This window comes from Nocardioides sp. NPDC127514, assembly GCF_040302125.1.
Taxonomy (GTDB): Bacteria; Actinomycetota; Actinomycetes; order Propionibacteriales; family Nocardioidaceae; genus Nocardioides.
Genome location: NZ_JBEORF010000017.1, coordinates 1 through 15,690 on the forward strand (window position 1 = coordinate 1; position 15,690 = coordinate 15,690).

14 protein-coding genes are annotated in these 15,690 nt (G+C 69.9%); 8 read left to right on the forward strand and 6 right to left on the reverse strand.

Annotated features, from left to right (window positions below; translation table 11 throughout):
• Nucleotides 1–158 precede the first annotated feature (158 nt).
• Nucleotides 159–1,439: a hypothetical protein gene (locus ABTX24_RS14730; RefSeq protein ID WP_350840568.1), complete on the reverse strand. Its 1,281-nt coding sequence runs from the start codon at nt 1,437–1,439 to the stop codon at nt 159–161.
• Nucleotides 1,440–1,602: 163 nt separating this feature from the next.
• On the opposite strand from ABTX24_RS14730, the gene ABTX24_RS14735 reads away from it, so the two are divergent.
• Nucleotides 1,603–2,295 (forward strand): hypothetical protein, encoded by a 693-nt coding sequence (locus ABTX24_RS14735; protein ID WP_350840569.1) that lies wholly within the window; start codon nt 1,603–1,605, stop codon nt 2,293–2,295.
• Here ABTX24_RS14735 and cofC read toward each other — a convergent pair.
• Entirely contained in the window at nt 2,292–2,933 is a 642-nt protein-coding gene (gene cofC / locus ABTX24_RS14740) for a 2-phospho-L-lactate guanylyltransferase (RefSeq protein WP_350840571.1), read from the reverse strand. The genes ABTX24_RS14735 and cofC overlap by 4 nt on opposite strands.
• Nucleotides 2,934–2,994: 61 nt before the next feature.
• On the opposite strand from cofC, the gene ABTX24_RS14745 reads away from it, so the two are divergent.
• Together ABTX24_RS14745 and ABTX24_RS14750 are read left to right on the forward strand one after the other, a co-directional pair.
• Nucleotides 2,995–3,759: a lysophospholipid acyltransferase family protein gene (locus ABTX24_RS14745; RefSeq protein WP_160024551.1), complete on the forward strand. Its 765-nt coding sequence runs from the start codon at nt 2,995–2,997 to the stop codon at nt 3,757–3,759.
• On the forward strand, nt 3,756–4,766 hold the full coding sequence (locus ABTX24_RS14750; RefSeq protein ID WP_160024550.1) for an NAD(P)H-dependent glycerol-3-phosphate dehydrogenase: 1,011 nt from the start codon (nt 3,756–3,758) through the stop codon (nt 4,764–4,766). Before ABTX24_RS14745 ends, ABTX24_RS14750 begins: the two co-directional genes overlap by 4 nt.
• 133 nt (nt 4,767–4,899) lie before the next feature.
• Here ABTX24_RS14750 and ABTX24_RS14755 read toward each other — a convergent pair whose 3' ends face one another.
• Complete coding sequence (locus ABTX24_RS14755; protein ID WP_350840573.1) at nt 4,900–6,540, reverse strand: glycosyl hydrolase family 18 protein; 1,641 nt, start codon at nt 6,538–6,540, stop codon at nt 4,900–4,902.
• 175 nt (nt 6,541–6,715) lie between these two features.
• On the opposite strand from ABTX24_RS14755, the gene ggt reads away from it, so the two are divergent.
• Nucleotides 6,716–8,533: a gamma-glutamyltransferase gene (ggt, locus tag ABTX24_RS14760; protein WP_350840575.1), complete on the forward strand. Its 1,818-nt coding sequence runs from the start codon at nt 6,716–6,718 to the stop codon at nt 8,531–8,533.
• Nucleotides 8,534–8,545: 12 nt separating this feature from the next.
• Here the strand turns inward: ggt and ABTX24_RS14765 are convergent, their stop codons facing one another.
• The gene (locus ABTX24_RS14765) at nt 8,546–9,607 is read right to left on the reverse strand and encodes a trans-sulfuration enzyme family protein (protein ID WP_350840577.1); all 1,062 of its coding nucleotides are present in this window, start codon (nt 9,605–9,607) and stop codon (nt 8,546–8,548) included.
• An 87-nt stretch (nt 9,608–9,694) separates the two neighbouring features.
• Here ABTX24_RS14765 and ABTX24_RS14770 point away from each other — a divergent pair, with 87 nt between their 5' ends.
• The 3 genes from ABTX24_RS14770 to ABTX24_RS14780 are packed head-to-tail and all read left to right on the forward strand — an operon-like array spanning nt 9,695 to nt 13,081.
• The gene (locus ABTX24_RS14770) at nt 9,695–10,432 is read left to right on the forward strand and encodes an alpha/beta fold hydrolase (RefSeq protein WP_350840579.1); all 738 of its coding nucleotides are present in this window, start codon (nt 9,695–9,697) and stop codon (nt 10,430–10,432) included.
• 23 nt (nt 10,433–10,455) lie between these two features.
• The gene (locus ABTX24_RS14775) at nt 10,456–11,946 is read left to right on the forward strand and encodes a Mur ligase family protein (RefSeq protein ID WP_350840581.1); all 1,491 of its coding nucleotides are present in this window, start codon (nt 10,456–10,458) and stop codon (nt 11,944–11,946) included.
• A gap of 19 nt (nt 11,947–11,965) precedes the next feature.
• Nucleotides 11,966–13,081, forward strand: a complete 1,116-nt coding sequence (locus ABTX24_RS14780) for a D-alanine--D-alanine ligase family protein (RefSeq protein ID WP_160024544.1) — start codon at nt 11,966–11,968, stop codon at nt 13,079–13,081.
• A gap of 97 nt (nt 13,082–13,178) precedes the next feature.
• Here the strand turns inward: ABTX24_RS14780 and ABTX24_RS14785 are convergent, their stop codons facing one another.
• Together ABTX24_RS14785 and ABTX24_RS14790 are read right to left on the reverse strand one after the other, a co-directional pair.
• On the reverse strand, nt 13,179–14,135 hold the full coding sequence (locus tag ABTX24_RS14785) for a D-alanine--D-alanine ligase family protein (protein ID WP_350840583.1): 957 nt from the start codon (nt 14,133–14,135) through the stop codon (nt 13,179–13,181).
• A gap of 39 nt (nt 14,136–14,174) precedes the next feature.
• Nucleotides 14,175–14,411 carry an Lrp/AsnC family transcriptional regulator gene (locus ABTX24_RS14790; protein WP_091049571.1) on the reverse strand — a complete coding sequence of 79 codons (237 nt, stop codon included), beginning with the start codon at nt 14,409–14,411 and terminating at the stop codon, nt 14,175–14,177.
• Between the two features lie 155 nt (nt 14,412–14,566).
• Between ABTX24_RS14790 and ABTX24_RS14795 the strand changes: the two genes are divergently transcribed.
• On the forward strand, nt 14,567–15,523 hold the full coding sequence (locus ABTX24_RS14795) for a thiamine-phosphate kinase (protein WP_350840585.1): 957 nt from the start codon (nt 14,567–14,569) through the stop codon (nt 15,521–15,523).
• Nucleotides 15,524–15,690: the final 167 nt, after the last annotated feature.

Below are 15,690 nucleotides of genomic sequence, written 5' to 3' on the forward strand. Positions count from 1 at the left end.
GCGGTTATTTCGGCGGCGTAACCGTTTCGGTCCTCCTCGATGAAACCAGCGATGGCGGTCGCCGGTGATGTCGCGATAGTCCCGGGCGTGGTAGACGAGAGTGCACTCTCGTCGCCCACAACTGCGTTTTCGGCAGACGGAACTGACGTCTCGGGTGGCTAGGGGAGGCGGATCTGGCGGCCGTCGGCGCCACGCTGGGAGCCGGTGATGCGGTCGCAGGAGCCGGTGTCGACCCAGCAGCGGAGGTACCAGGACTCGGCGGCGGTCGCGGTGTAGAGGACGACGCTGCGGTCGGACTCGAAGCCGGCGACGCGGACCTTCTCGACGGAGTCGGGTACGCGCAGGTCAATGTGCTCGGAGGTGCTCATGTTGACCGCGATGCCGCGCTCGGCGCCGTAGCCGATCATCCCGGGGTCGCTGGGGTTGCGGGCGATGGCGACGATCGAGCCGTCGGGGGAGTCGGCGACGGACCCGGGCAGCGGCGCGTGGACGCCGGGCTGGGTGAGGCTGCCGTCGGCCTCGATGGCGGCGAAGCGGGCCTCCCACTCGCCGGGGTTGTGAAGAAGTACGCCGCGCCGCAGCGGGATCAGCTGCTGGTAGCCGAGCGGCAGCGAGATCCGCTGGGTGGCCTCGCCCGGATCCCAGGCGGTCACCGGCGGCCGGGAGACGGTGAGCTCGCCGTAGTTGCCGGGCACCGCCGGCGGGGCGGGCACGATGCCGGTGCGGAAGTACGCGCGGGTGCGGTCGGTACCGAGGACCGCGGTGGCGGCAGGCGTGCCCTCGAGCACGAGCCGGTCGGTCTCCTCACCCGTCGTGGTGTCCACCGCGACGAGGGCGGAGACGGCGTCGCCGGTCTGCTGGAGCGCGAAGAGCTGGTTGCCATCCTTGCTCAGGACCGGCTGGGTCCACAGGCCGGGGACCTGGATGGTCGACCCGCGCCGCGCGATCCACACCGGACCGGGCTTGTCGGCGCGCTCGTACATCAGCACCGTCCAGCCGGCCACGCTCATCTGCGACCCGAAGACCTTCTGCGGCTTCGCGCCGAGCTGGAGCCGGCCGGCCTGGTCCACGAAGGGCAGGGTCGTCGCGGGGCCGACGGGGAGATCGGCGTACGTCGCCGGGATGGCCGGCTCGCTGTTGCGGACCGTCGGAGCGGGCGGCGCCGGCGTCGGTACGTTGGCGCCGGTGCGACCTTCGGCGAGCCGGGTGGTGTGGACGGCCAGCCAGGCCACGGAGGCGATCAGGGCGAGGATGATGCAGGCCGAGAACAGGATCCCGGCGCGGCGGCTGGGCCGCACCGTGGTCTGCGGCTCCTCGAGCACCACGGTGGGCTGCTCCTCGTCGATGTGCACGTCGGTGATGGTCGTACCTTCCTCGTCCTGTCTCCCGAAGGCTGCGCTGTCGAAGCGGTGCTGCGGACGTGCCCCGAGTCTCTCCACGGTAACCACGTGGAGGCGTCGGAATCAGGAGCGATCAGGTGAACAATCCGTTTTCACATGCCGTCGGTATGTCCGGAAGCGCCGGAGATGGCCTAAGGTCGATCGCGTGGTGAGAAAACGAGTAGCTGATGCAGGCAAACAGGCCGGAAGAGTAGTCGGCGCGGTGCGGGAGACGGCCGGGAAGCTGGTCGCCGACGTGGTGTCCGGCAAGGTCAAGGTCCCTTCCGTTCCGAAGGTCAAGGTGCCGCGGCCAGGGCGCAAGGCGCCGGCCAAGGCCGCTGAGCCGGTCGTGCCGCCCGCCAAGCGGGTCGCCGAGCCGGTGAAGCCCGAGCCCACCGTCGAGGCCGCTGCGGACCCGGTCGCCCAAGCGGCCGAGAAGACTGCGCCGGCGAAGAAGACCGCCGCCAAGAAGACCACGGCCACGAAGAGCCCCGCGAAGAAGACGACGACCGCGGCGAAGAAGACGACGGCGACGAAGTCCACCGCGGCGAAGAAGACCACGGCGACGAAGTCCACGGCGGCGAAGAAGACCACCGCCAAGAAGACCACGGCGAAGAAGACTCCCGCGGCGAAGAAGGCCACCACCGCCGGTGCGGCGACCCCCGCGACTCCGGCGACGGAGACCTCCGCCGCAGCCGCCCCTGCGAAGACGACGGCCGCGAAGAAGACGACGGCCAAGAAGACCGCAGCCAAGAAGACGACGGCCAAGAAGACCGCAGCCAAGAAGACGACGGCCAAGAAGGCTCCGGCGCAGAAGACGGCGGCGAAGAAGACGACCGCGGCGACGAAGGCTCCCGAGAGCGGGGCATCGACGAGCCCGACGACCGGGGCCGAGACGCCGTCGGGCGACTCCTAGCCCGGACTCCCGACGCGCACGGAGGCGAGAGTCGTACGCGGCCCGAGCCCCAGGCTGCGTACGGTCTCGAGGTCCTCGAGGGTGTCGACGTCGTGGCGCAGCGAGTGGAGGTCGCCCTCCAGCGGATGGGCGCCGCCGTCGCGATGGGCGGCGGCAGACCCGGGCCCGAACGCGGGCTGGAACCGGTCGTGGGCCGCGGTGTAGAGGGTGGTGCCCCCACCCGCCGCGTCCTCGACGTACGCAGCCCCGAACCCCTCCGCCGCGCGCAGCGCCGCGTCCAGGTCGGCGGAGCGGAGCGCGGGCAGGTCGCCGCAGAGCGCAGCGGGGCGGAGCCCCGGCCAGCGGCGCCGGGCTTCGAGCGCTCCCTGCACGAGGGTCTCGTTGAGGTCGCCGCTGACCCCGTCGGGGATGACGGCGGCGCCGAGACGGGCGACATCGGCGGCGAAGTAGGAGTCGTCGGTGATCACCAGCACGGCGCCGACGCCGGTGGCGGCCAGGCACGACTCGGCGGTGTCGAGGGCGAACGAGCGGGCGAGATCGGCCCGTTCGTGCGACTCGATTCCGACCAGCCGGGACTTGCCGCGCGCCGGGGGTTTGACGGGCAGCAGTACGACGTAACCGGGTGCAGGTACAGGCATCGAGGTAGATCCTGACAGGTATCTCACAACCACGCGGAGACGGCCCGGTAGCCTGCCCTGCGTGGGAAAGTACCGGAAGTTCCAGGAGGGCAAGCTCGGCTGGCCGTGGGTCGTGGCTGTCGGCATCGTGAAGCCCGTCCTCCTCGCCACCACCAAGCACCAGTGGGAGGGCGGCGAGAAGATCCCGGAGAGCGGGGGAGCGGTGTTCGCGCTCAACCATGTCTCCGAGATCGATCCGTTCACCGCCGCGCACATCGTGTGGGACTACGGACGTAGGCCGAGCTACCTGGCCAAGGCGGCGTTGTTCAAGGGTCCGTTGGGCAAGTTCCTGCGGGCCGCCCGGCAGATCCCCGTGGACCGGACCGCAGGTGCGTCGGCGTTCGATGCGGCGGTGAAGGCCGTCAACGAGGGCAGCATCGTGGTCGTCTACGTCGAGGGGTCCATCACCAAGGACCCGACCGGCTGGCCGATGCGCGGCAAGTCCGGTGCGGCGCGGATCGCGCTCGCGACCGGTGCCCCGGTCTACCCGGTGGGACAGTGGGGAGCACAGGAGCTGCTTCCGGCGTACTCTCTCAAGCCGCACCTGATCGGTCGCAAGATGATCCAGATGAAGATCGGTGATCCGGTGGACCTGAAGGACCTCGAGGTCCAGGAGCACACGCCGGCGGTGGTGAACCAGGCGACCGACCGGATCATGAAGGCGATCGTCGGCCTGGTGGCCGACATCCGGGAGGAGGAGCCGCCCAGCGAGCTCTTCGACCCGAAGAAGGCCGGCGTCAACGCGACCGGCGACCCCCGCAAGACGAAGAAGAAGGACGACAATTGAGCGAGCTTGGCAAGGTAGCGGTCTTCGGAGCGGGCTCATGGGGCACCGCCTTCTCGGTCATCCTCGCCGACGCTGGCAACGACGTGACCATGTGGGCGCGGCGTGAGGAGGTCGCGGCGGCGATCAACGACACCCACGAGAACCCCGACTACCACCCCGGCACCGAGCTGCCGCACAACATCAGCGCCACCCATGACATCGAGAAGGCAGCGCACGGAGCCGATCTGGTCGTCCTCGCGGCGCCCTCGCAGACGCTGCGCGCCAACCTCACCGACTGGGCGCCGTTCCTGCCCCAGGACGTACCGCTGGTCTCGCTGATGAAGGGTGTCGAGCTCGGCACCCTCGAGCGGATGAGCGAGGTGATCGCCCACGTCACCGGTGCGGGGCCGGAGCGGATCGCGGTCGTCAGCGGCCCCAACCTCTCCAAGGAGATCATCCGTCGCGAGCCCGCCGCCGGTGTGGTGGCGTGTGCCGACGAGGAGGTCGCCAAGACGATCCAGGCGCGTGTCCACTCGCCTGCGTTCCGTCCCTACACCTCGACCGACGTGGTCGGCTGCGAGATCGGCGGGGCCTACAAGAACGTGGTCGCGATCTCGACCGGGATGGCCGCCGGGATGGGGTTCGGCGACAACACCCAGGCGTCGCTCATCACCCGCGGTCTCGCCGAGACGGCACGCCTGGCGATGCAGCTCGGCGCCAACCCGATGACGCTCATGGGTCTGGCCGGCCTGGGCGACCTGGCCGCGACCTGCTCCTCGCCGCTCTCCCGCAACCGTACGTTCGGGGAGAAGCTCGGCAAGGGCATGACCACCGCCGACATCCTCGCCTCCAGCCACCAGGTCGCCGAGGGCGCCAAGTCGTCGCACTCGCTGCGCGAGCTGGCGGCGAAGGTCGGGGTGGACGTGCCGCTGGCGCAGTACGTCGACGACGTCGTCTCCGGCGCCAAGACCGTCAGCGAGATCATGGACGAGATGCTCGAGCGGCCGACGAAGGCCGAGACCGAGTAGGACGCGCTCGCTGGTCGAGCCGCCGGAGCCGCCAGGCGGAGGCGTGTCGAGACCAACACGGCAAGCGACCGTGTTGGTCTCGACACCGGCTCGCTAGCGCTCGCCGGGCTCGACCAGCGGAGCGGTCAGCGACTCAGGCTGTTCCGAGGTCCTTCCACGGACCCCACTCCTCGGTGCCCGGGATGTTGCCCTGGGTCCACCACTTGGCCTCCCACAGGTGACCGCCGTAGGTGACACGGTCGCCGGCGACGTACACCGTGGTCGCCGACCATGCAGCCGCTCCGCCAGGCGGGTCGGTCGGCGGGTCCGTGGGCTCCTCGGTGGGCGGGTCGGTCGGGTCCGGCTCCTCGACCGGGCCGCCGGTGCCGTTGCGCATGGCATCGGCGAAGGTGCCGATCAGCTCGCCCTGGCGGTCACCGGAGAGCTCCCACCACATGCCTCCGCCGAGGCCCTTCGAGATGGCGTACGCCGCCTTCTGGGCGATCGTGCGCTTGTTGTCGTAGCTCCACCACTGGTTGCCGTCGTACCGCCACCCGGCGCCGGTCGCGGCGTCGTAGTGGTCGGTGCCGCGGGACTTGAGCTTGTCGTAGTCCTCGTTGCCGGCCTCGTACGTCCCCGGTGCCGCGGCGGTCGCCGGGCCCCATGGGGCGGAGGAGGTCGCACCCTGCCAACCACGGCCGTACGCCGCCATGCCGAGCCCGAGCTGGGCCGGGGAGATGCCGGCGTCGAGGTACTCCCGGACCGACTCGTCCACGCTGAACCGCTTGCCGTCGGGGCGCGGGTCGGCGGGGTCGGCGTAGAGGTTGCCCTGGTGGCCGGTCAGCGTCGGGTCCCAGGCACCCCACAGGTCGTAGCCCTGGATGTTGCCGAAGTCGAGGGAGTTGAAGATCGCCGGGTCGTTCCAGCCGCCCGCCTCGATGTCTTGCGGATTGGCCGGGAGGAACGCGGAGAGCTGGTAGTCCTTGCCCGTGGTCGAGCCGAGGGCGTCCAGCTGGGAGCGGAACTCGGCCAGCAGGGCCTTGAAGTTGGCGCGGTCGTTGACCGGGTCGACGTGGTTGCCGGTGTTGCCGTTGGGCGAGCCCGGCCACTCCCAGTCGATGTCGAAGCCGTCGAAGACGCCGGCCGCCGCTCCGGCGCCGCCACGGCCGTCGATGACCGGCAGGTTGCCCTTGATGTAGAGGTCGATGCAGGAGGAGACGAGCTTGCGTCGTGACTCCGGCGTCGCCGCCGCGAGGGAGAAGTTCTTCGACCAGGTCCAGCCGCCCAGCGAGAGCAGGACCTTCAGGTCGGGGTGCTTCGCCTTGAGCTGCTTGAGCTGGTTGAAGGAGCCGGCCAGGGGCTGGTCCCAGGTGTCGGCCGTGCCGGAGACGGACGCGTCGGCTGCGTACGACATCCCGTAGTCGGCGTAGGCGTCACCGGCACCGTCTGAGCCGTTGGGCCCCTCGCCCTGGGCCTTGTTGGCCTCGAAGCAGGTCAGCGTCTGGTGGTGGATGTTGCCGAAGGCGTAGTTGAGGTGGGTGAGGTCGTCGGCGACCCCGGACGTCTCCAGCTGCTTGAGCTTGAAGGCTCGGCCGTAGACACCCCACTGCACGAAGTAGCCGACGTTGCGGTAGCCGTTGATCGCGGTCGGCTGCGCGGCGGCCGTCGTCAGCGATGCGCTGGACGGGGTGCTGGTGAGGACGAGCGCGCCGGTGAGGGCGAGCGCTCCGGCGAGTGCGCCGATGAGAAGGCCGACTGCGCGGCGTGATCTTCGTGAGGGCAAGGCGACATGCATGGTGACACCTCCGAGGTGATGGCTGGCTCGGGCACCAGGCGCCCGAATCGCCATTCGATGGTGGCAGCCGGTTTGTTTGTAAGCAACCCTTACTAATTAAGGAATTTCAGAACGTAATTCGAGGTCGGCGCCGAAGTAGTACGTTCGATGAGCCGCCAATCTCTGGGAGATCGCCATGCTCGGACGCCGCTCTGCAGTTGTCGCCACACTGACCGGAGGCGCGCTCGCGCTGGCCACCCTGGTCCCGTACGCCGGGGCGACCGCCGCCCCGGAGGACAGGTTGGCGCCACCACCGAAGGTGCCCACCGCGGTCGGTTACGGAGGCGCGGTGGCCAGTGTCGACGCCGACGCGAGCCGGATCGGGCTCGAGGTGCTGCGCAAGGGCGGCAACGCGACCGACGCCGCGGTCGCGACGGCGGCGGCGCTCGGCGTGACCGAGCCCTACTCGGCCGGTATCGGCGGGGGCGGCTTCTTCGTGCACTACTCCGCGCGCACCGGGAAGGTCGAGACGATCGACGGTCGGGAGAAGGCGCCGGCCGCGATGCCACGCGATGCGTTCATCGACCCGGAGACCGGGAAGGAGTATCCGTTCTTCCCGGACATGGTCACCAGCGGCGCCTCGGTCGGAGTGCCCGGCACGCCGCTGACCTGGGACAAGGCGCTGAGGAAGTGGGGCACCCGCTCGCTCGGCCAGTCGCTCGAGCCGGCCGCACGGCTGGCTCGCCGGGGCTTCGTCGTCGACCAGACCTTCCGCCAGCAGACCGTCGACAACGCGGAACGTTTCGCAGCGATCGATTCCACCGCCGAACTATTCCTTCCCGGAGGATCCGCTCCCGAGGTCGGCAGCCGGTTCCGCAACCCCGACATCGCCGCGACCTACGACCTGCTCGCACGCAAGGGCGTGAAGGCTTTCTACCGTGGCCCGCTGGCCGCGGAGATCGCCGCGACCGTGGCCGAGCCGCCCAAGAGCGACGACACCGACCTCCCGGTTCCGGCCGGCTGGGTGACCACCGAGGACCTCGCCGCCTACACCGCCCCCGACCGCGAGCCGACCCGCTCGACCTACCGCGACCTGGACGTCTACGGGATGGCCCCGCCGTCCTCGGGCGGCACCTCGGTGGGCGAGGCGCTCAACATCCTGGAGCGCTACGAGCTGGCCGGGATGACCAACACCGAGGCCTACCACCATCTGCTCGAGGCGAGCGCGATCGCCTTCGCCGACCGCGGCGCCTACCTCGGCGACCCCGACCACGTCGACGTGCCCGTCGAGGCGCTCCTCGACGACACGTTCGCCGCCGAGCGGGCCTGCGGCATCGACCCCGCGGCGGCCCAGCCCAAGCCCGTGGCGGCCGGTGATGCGTACGACTTCGACGGGGTCTGCGACGGCGCGGAAGGCGCCGGCACGACGGCGAAGGACACCGAGAACCTCGAGACCACCAACCTGACTGTGGTCGACCGCTGGGGAAACGTCGTCGAGTACACCCTGACCATCGAGCAGACCGGAGGATCCGGGATCACCGTGCCCGGCCGCGGCTTCATCCTCAACAACGAGCTGACCGACTTCTCGACGACCTACCGGGCCGACGACCCCAACCGGATCGAGCCCAACAAGCGCCCGCGCAGCTCGATGTCACCCACGATCGTCCTCTCCGACGGCCGACCCGTGCTGGCGGTCGGGTCGCCGGGAGGCTCGACGATCATCACCACGGTGCTCCAGATCCTCATCGAGCGGTACGCGCGCGACCGGACCCTGCCCGAGGCCATGGCGGCGCCGCGGGTCTCCCAGCGCAACGGGGCGAACACGGGTGCCGAGCCGGCGTTCATCGAGGCGTACGGAGGGCCGCTGACATCGCTGGGGCACACCTTCGCCCCGACCGCTGAGCTCGGCGCGGCCACCGCGATCGAGATCGGCCCTGACGGGCTGCTGACCTCGACCGCCGAGCCGTGGCGACGCGGTGGTGGGTCGGCGCTGGTGGTGAGCCCGATCGACTGACCAGCGTCGGTGTCAGAGGCGGTCCAGCGCCTGGAGGAGGTCGGCCCAGAGGTCGTCGACGTCCTCGACTCCGACCGACATCCGCACCAGCCCCTCGGGCACCGTCGCCGACTCGGTCTTCCAACGGCGACGGCGCTCGAAGGTGGACTCGACGCCGCCGAGGGAGGTCGCGTGGACCCAGAGCGAGGTCGAGTGGGTCAGGAGGTCGGCCTGCTCCGCCGTGGGAAGGACGGCCGCGAGCATGCCGCCGAACCCGGGGTAGCGGACCTCGGCGACCGCCGGGTGCGCTGAGAGCCGCTCGGCGAGGGTCGCCGCGTTGGCGGAGGAGCGCTCGACGCGCAGGTGCAGCGTACGGATGCCGCGAAGCGCCAGCCACGCCTCGAACGGGCCGGGGATCGCGCCGAGGAGGTCGCGACGGGCCTTGAGCACGTCCCACAGCGTGTCGTCGGAGACCACGACCGCGCCCATGACGACGTCGGAGTGCCCGGCGATGAACTTGGTGGCCGAGTGGATGACGATGTCCGCGCCGAGCGCGAGCGGCTGCTGGAGCAGGGGAGTGGCGAAGGTGTTGTCGACCACGACCCGCGCCCCGGCCTTGTGCGCGGCGGCGATGACGGCCGGCAGGTCGGCGAGCTGCATCCCCGGGTTGGTCGGCGTCTCGACCCAGACCAGCGCGACCTCGCCGTCGAGCTTCTCGAGCAGCTTCACGACCGCGGCGGTGTCGGAGAAGTCCGCGAGGCGTGCGGTCAGCCGGCCGCGCCCCTCGAGGTCGGCCAGCTGGCCGATGGTCCCCAGATAGCTCTGCTCCGTCGCCACGACCACCGAGTCGTTGACCAGGTCGAGCAGCGTCGCGATCGCCGCGAGCCCGGAGGCGAACGACAGCGCCCGACCGCCCTCGAGCTGCCCGAGCGCCTCCTCGAACGCCACCCACGCGTCGTTGGTGTAGCGCCCGTACTCCTTGTCGCCGCCGGCCACATAGGTCGAGGCCATCGTGATCGGTACGTTGAGCGGCTGGTCGGGCTCGTGGGCCGGCCGCCCGGCGTGGACGGCGATCGTGGCGGGCTTGTGATCCATGACTTCGACCCTATTGCCCGCTCGACAACCGGGCTCACGCGCCGCGCGGTTACGGGTCAGCGCATGGTCCCGGATAAGGTTGCGGCCGTGTTGACGACCCTGCTGGATGGACGTGCCTTCGGTGAGAAGCACGGCAAGGATGCTGCCACTGTCGTGGCCCTGCACGGCTGGGCCCGCAACCGCAGCGACTGGGGCTCGACGCTCGAGGGCCTGGACGCGCTCGCGCTCGACCAGCCCGGCTTCGGTGCGACCCCGGCCCCCGATGAGGCCTGGGGGACTAGGGAGTACGCCGAGTGGCTCGCCAAGATCTTGCGGGACCTCGACCGACCGGTTCTGGTTGGGCACTCCTTCGGCGGCCGCGTCTCGGTCCAACTCGCTGCTGCGCATCCCGAACTCGTCCGCGGTGTGGTGCTCACCGGCGTACCTCTGTTCCGCCCCAAGGTCGGCGGAAAACCCAAGCTTGCTTACCGGGTCGGTCGTTGGGCGTACTCGAAGAAGCTCATCCCAGAGTCAAAGATGGAGCAGCTGCGGGAGAAGTACGGATCATCGGACTACCGCAACGCGAAAGGCGTCATGCGCCAGGTGCTGGTGAAGGCCGTCAATGACGACTACACCGACCAGCTGGCAGCCATCCCGAAGGACCTTCCGGTCCGCCTGATCTGGGGTGAGAACGACACCGCCGCACCGGTCTGGATGCCCGGTGAGGCCATGGAGATCCTGGGGGACAACGCGACCCTGGAGATCGTCCCCGGTTCCGCGCACCTGCTCGACGCGGGGCTGGTCAAGAGCCTTCGAGGCGCCATCGACGAACTTCGTACGAACTGAATCTGAGGGGCTGAAGAAGAAGCATGTGGATCGTCCTGGTCACCTCCGCGCTGACCCTGGTCTCCTACTACCGCTGGCTGCGGGTCGCTCAGCGTGAGCACTACGAGCCGACGCGGCTGTTCGCGATCGAGTGGATCTGGGTCAAGGCACGCCCGGTCGAGGCGATCCTGCTCGCCGCGGTCGTCGTGGTCTGCCTGGCCTCGTTCGTGCTGCCCTACGGCGCGCTCGTCGGCGCGCTGCTGTTCATCGGCTGGCCGGTGGGGATGAGCTTCACCGGGGCCAAGCGGCTGGTGTGGACCGACCGCGTCAAGCGCCTGGCCGGTGTGCTCTTCGTACTGCATGCGATCCTCACCCTGGTGATCGCACTCGTCGTGCCGGCCGCCGCCGGCCTGCTCCCGATCCTGGCCGTCCCGCTGGCCGAGGCCGCGCTGGCGATCATGTGGCCGATCGAGAAGGCGATGGCGAAGAAGTGGCAGGTCCAGGCGGCCGCCACGATCAAGAAGGTCAACCCGCGGATCGTCGCGATCACCGGCTCCTACGGCAAGACCTCGACGAAGAACTACGCCACCCACCTCATGCAGGGCCGCTGGTCGACGCTGGCCTCGCCGGCGAGCTTCAACAACGCGATGGGCCTCTCCCGCGCGGTCAACGACCGGCTCCAGCCCGGCACCGACATCTTCGTCGCCGAGATGGGCACCTACGGCCCCGGCGAGATCGCCGAGCTGACCGAGATCTTCCCGCCCGAGGTCGCCGCCATCACCACGATCGGCGAGGCCCACCTGGAGCGGATGAAGTCGCGCGAGACGATCGTGAAGGCCAAGTCGGAGATCCTCCCGAAGGCCTCGACCGTGGTGCTCAACATCGACGTACCCGAGCTCGCGCTCATCGCCGAGAACCTCCGCGCCAGCAAGCGCGTCATCGCCTGCTCCGCCGTCCCGGGCACCACCGCCGAGGTCGTGGTGACCGACTCTGCTCTCCAGATCAACGGCGAGACGTACGCCGTCCAGCTGCCCGACGAGGTCGGGCACCCGATCAACGTGGCGATCTCCGTCGGCCTGGCCCTCGCGGTCGATGTCCCGATCGAGACGATCACCCAGCGGCTGGCGTCGATCCCCGGCACGCCCCACCGCGCCGAGGCCAACAAGACGCCCGGCGGCGTCTGGGTCATCGACGACACCTTCAACTCCAACCCCACCGGCGCCGCGGCGGCGCTCGCGAAGGCCAAGCGGCTGGCAGGGGAGTCGGGCACGGTGTGGACCATCACGCCCGGTATGGTCGAGCTGGGCACCGAGCAGGCCGCGCGCAACATCGAGTTCGCGCAGGCTGCGACGGCCTCCGACAAGATGCGGCTGTGCATCGTCGGTCGCACCAACCGAAAAGCGCTGCGTTCGGGGGAGCCAGCGCGAACCACTGCGTTCGAGAGCCGTAAGGCGGCAGCGGATCATGCTCTGACCGCGGCCAAGGAGGGCGACGTGGTGCTGTACGAGAACGACCTCCCCGATCACTACGCGTAGGACCCCAGGAGCTTCCACCATGAGCGTAACCAAGGCCACCATCGTCTTCGGCGGTCCCAGCGCCGAGCACGACATCAGCATCCTCACCGGCCTACAGGCCGAGCGGGTCCTCTCCGGTGCCGGCGTCGAGGTGACGTGCCTCTACTGGGCGCGCTCCGACAAGTGGTTCCTGGTGCCCGCCAAGCAGGAGGCGCGTGACTTCCTCGGCGGCGAGCCGAAGGGCTCCAAGGCCGTCGAGTTCCGCCTCGGCACCGAGAAGGGCGACGGGTTCTACACCGTCGGTGGCTTCGGCGGCGGCAAGCGCCTCGAGACCGGCCCGATCCTCTCCGCCTTCCACGGCGGCGCGGGCGAGGCCGGCGGCATCCAGTGGCTCTTCGAGCTCGCCGGCCTCAAGGCGACCGGCGCGACCCCGGCAGCGGCCGCGCTCGGCATGGACAAGCTCGCCTTCGGTGCGGTCATGCTCAACGCCGGCCTCCCGTCGCTCCAGCGCGAGCTGCTCTCGCGCTACGCCGCCCCGTCCTTCGAGGGCCCCTACATCGTCAAGCCGCGCTTCGGCGGCTCCTCGATCGGCATCGAGGTCGTCGACGACTACGAGACCGGCCTGGCGCTCCTCAACACCTCCCCGCACCTGCGTGCGGGCGCGGTCGTCGAGCCGTACCGTCCCGACCTGTTCGACCTCAACGCCTCGGTGCGCACCGCGCCCGAGGTCGCGGTGAGCGACGTCGAGCGTCCGCTGCGCTCGGGCGAGGCGAAGATGTACGACTACTCCGCCAAGTACGTCCACACCGACGGCCTCTCCTCCTCCCCGCGCGAGTTCCCGGCCCAGGTCGAGGAATCGGTCACCAAGCAGATCAAGGACCTGGCCGTACGTGTCGTGGAGCTCACCGGCCTGACCGGCATCCTCCGCATCGACTTCCTCTCCGACGGCAAGGGCGAGGTCTACATCAACGAGGTCAACTCCATCCCCGGCGCCCTCTCGCTCTACCTGTGGCCCGACACCCCGGCCTCCGAGGTGCTCACCAGCGCCATCGCCGAGGCCGAGAAGCACATCCCTCAGGTCACCCGGAACTTCGAGGAGGGCGTCGCCCTCAAGGCCGCCGGCGGCATCGCCGGCAAGCTCACCGGCCTGAGCTGAGCCCGAGTCGGCGCAAGCTGACCGAAAACCACGCCGAGTCGGCGCGTTAGAACGCGCCGACTCGGCGTGGTTTTACGTCAGGACGAGCCGACTCGGCTCAGCGGGACAGGGCGCGCTTCAGGAGGGCGAGGGTGACCTCGCCCATCGAGGTGCCGTCGTGCTTGGCGGCGAAGGGGAAGACGCTGGTCTCGGTGGCGCCGGGGGTGATGGCGACCTCGAGGACGACGAAGCTGCCGTCGGGGGTGACCATGAAGTCGGTGCGGGAGATGTCCCGCATGCCAAGCAGCTCGTGGGCGCGCACGGCGGTCTCGCCGAGCTCGGCGAGCAGCGTGTCGGGGAGGTCGGGGCGGCCGAAGCCGACGAACTCCGCGGTGTAGCGCGCCGCGAAGTCGAACTCGTGGCCCTTGCTGAAGTCGATGGCGATCGGGGTCAGCGGCTTGACGCCCTCATCGGTCTCGTGGACGACCACGGAGACGTCGATGCCGGCGTAGAAGCGCTCGATGAGGGCCTCGTCGCAGTAGGCGTAGGTCTTGACCAGGGCCGCAGGAAGGGCGGAGAGGCCGTCGACGCCGGTGACGCCGAGCGCCGAGCCGCCGCGCGAGGGCTTGACCACGACCCGCTCGCCCAACCGCGAGATGACGTGCTCCATCAGCACCGGCGCCCCGACGTCGCGGAAGGTCGTGGACGACAGCGAGACCGAATCCGGCACCGGGATGCCCCCGCGGCGCAGGAGCTCGCGGGCAGCCGTCTTGTCGAACGCGACCCGGCAGGAGGTGGAGACGGTGCCGACGTACGGGATCCCGATCAGCTCCAGGAGCGTCTGGATCTCGCCGTCCTCACCGAACTGGCCGTGCAGAGCCGGCAGCGCCACGACCGCCTTGTCGCGCTCGAGGTTGTGCAGCAGCGCCCGGTCGAAGTCGTACGCAGCCACCTCCACGCCCAGCGCCGACAGCTCGCGCACGAGGTTGCGGCCCGAGGCCAGCGACACGTCGCGCTCGTGGCTCAGCCCGCCGGCGATGACGGCGACAGGTCCGGAAAGGGGAGGTGTGCTCATGAGTTCGTTCTAACAGACGGCCGGGAAGAGCCGTCAATCTCAGATATGGACGACCGGGCAGGTAAGGGTGCGGGTGATGCCTTCGAGGCTCTGGACCCGGGCTACGACCAGCTTGCCGAGCTCGTCGACGTTGCGGGCCTCGGCGCGGACGATCACGTCGTACGGACCGGTGACGTCCTCAGCCAGGGTCACGCCCTGGATCTTGCCGATCTCGGTGGCGACCTCTGCGGCCTTGCCGACGTCGGTCTGGATGAGGATGTACGCCTGTACGACCATGGTGCTGCTCCTGTTCTCCGTGCCTTCCTTGGCACAACGTCAGGCAAGTAACCTATCGCGTTATCTATCGATCGACCTACACCGACCCTGGGGATAAGACAGTGTGATGCGTGTCCCGGTATCTCCGCGCGTGGCGAGGAGGGTTGGATGGAGCCATGGCTTTTCCGAGGGACACGACGCTCGCCGACATCGGTGAGTTCGGGCTGATCACCGAGATGACCAAGCACTTCGCCCAGGGGGAGCAGGTGCTGGTCGGCCCCGGCGACGACGCCGCGCTGGTGCGGGTCAAGCAGGGGCACGTGGTGGTCTCGACCGACCTGCTCGTCGAGGGCCGCCACTTCCGGCGGGACTGGGCCGAGGCGTCCCACATCGGCCACCGGGCGGCGGGTCAGAACCTCGCCGACATCGCCGCGATGGGTGGCGTCGCCCACTCGATGACCCTCGGGCTCGCCCTACCATCGGACCTTCCGGCCGAGTGGGCCGTCGACTTCGCGGAGGGGTTCGCCGCGGAGTGCGCGCTGGTCGGGGCCTCCGTCGTCGGCGGCGACATCACCGGCGCCGACCAGATCGTCATCTCCGTGACCGCCATCGGCGCGGTCGCCCAAGCGCCGGTGCTGCGCTCGGGTGCGGAGCCCGGCGACGTACTCGCGCTGTGCGGCCGTCAGGGATGGGCCGCGGCCGGCCTGGCGATCCTCAAGCGAGGGTTCCGGTCACCGCGGGTGCTGGTCGACGCCTACCGCCGCCCACAACCGCCGTACGCAGCCGGCCCCGCCGCCGCGGCGGCTGGTGCCTCGGCGCTGATCGACGTCTCCGACGGGCTCCTGTCCGAGGCCAGGCACATCGCCGATGCCTCGGACGTCTCCATCGACGTGCACACCTCCGCGCTGACCATCCCCGACGAGCTCAACGCGGTCGCCTCGGCGACGGGTGCCGACGCGCTCGCGTTCGTGCTCAGCGGGGGAGAGGATCACTCGCTGCTCGCCGCGTTCCCGCCTGATGTCGAGCTGCCGGACGGGTGGGTCGTGATCGGGACGATCGGCGAGCCGGGTGGGGAGGCGGTCACGGTTGACGGGGAGGTCTATGAGGGGTCGACGGGGTGGACGCACTTCTGAGCGCTGGGCGTCCGTGTCTGGGTCGCGCTTCTAGTCTGGCTTGCGTCGGGTTTGCGCCGAGTCGGCGCAACCGCACGCCTCGCTCGCTTCGCTTCGCTCCTAGGCGTGCAGTTGCGCCGACTCGGCGCCCCTCGGATCAAAGCAGAAGGGCCCCGCTCAGCGCTTGC

Bases quoted from the DNA above. Each gene is read 5' to 3' on its own strand.
- ABTX24_RS14775 (WP_350840581.1), top strand. From the start codon at position 10,456: ATGTGGATCGTCCTGGTCACCTCCGCGCTGACCCTGGTCTCCTACTAC.
- ABTX24_RS14780 (WP_160024544.1), top strand. From the start codon at position 11,966: ATGAGCGTAACCAAGGCCACCATCGTCTTCGGCGGTCCCAGCGCCGAG.
- ABTX24_RS14790 (WP_091049571.1), bottom strand. From the start codon at position 14,411: ATGGTCGTACAGGCGTACATCCTCATCCAGACCGACGTCGGCAAGGCC.
- ABTX24_RS14765 (WP_350840577.1), bottom strand. From the start codon at position 9,607: ATGGATCACAAGCCCGCCACGATCGCCGTCCACGCCGGGCGGCCGGCC.
- ABTX24_RS14795 (WP_350840585.1), top strand. From the start codon at position 14,567: ATGGCTTTTCCGAGGGACACGACGCTCGCCGACATCGGTGAGTTCGGG.
- ABTX24_RS14785 (WP_350840583.1), bottom strand. From the start codon at position 14,135: ATGAGCACACCTCCCCTTTCCGGACCTGTCGCCGTCATCGCCGGCGGG.
- ggt (WP_350840575.1), top strand. From the start codon at position 6,716: ATGCTCGGACGCCGCTCTGCAGTTGTCGCCACACTGACCGGAGGCGCG.
- ABTX24_RS14755 (WP_350840573.1), bottom strand. From the start codon at position 6,540: ATGCATGTCGCCTTGCCCTCACGAAGATCACGCCGCGCAGTCGGCCTT.
- cofC (WP_350840571.1), bottom strand. From the start codon at position 2,933: ATGCCTGTACCTGCACCCGGTTACGTCGTACTGCTGCCCGTCAAACCC.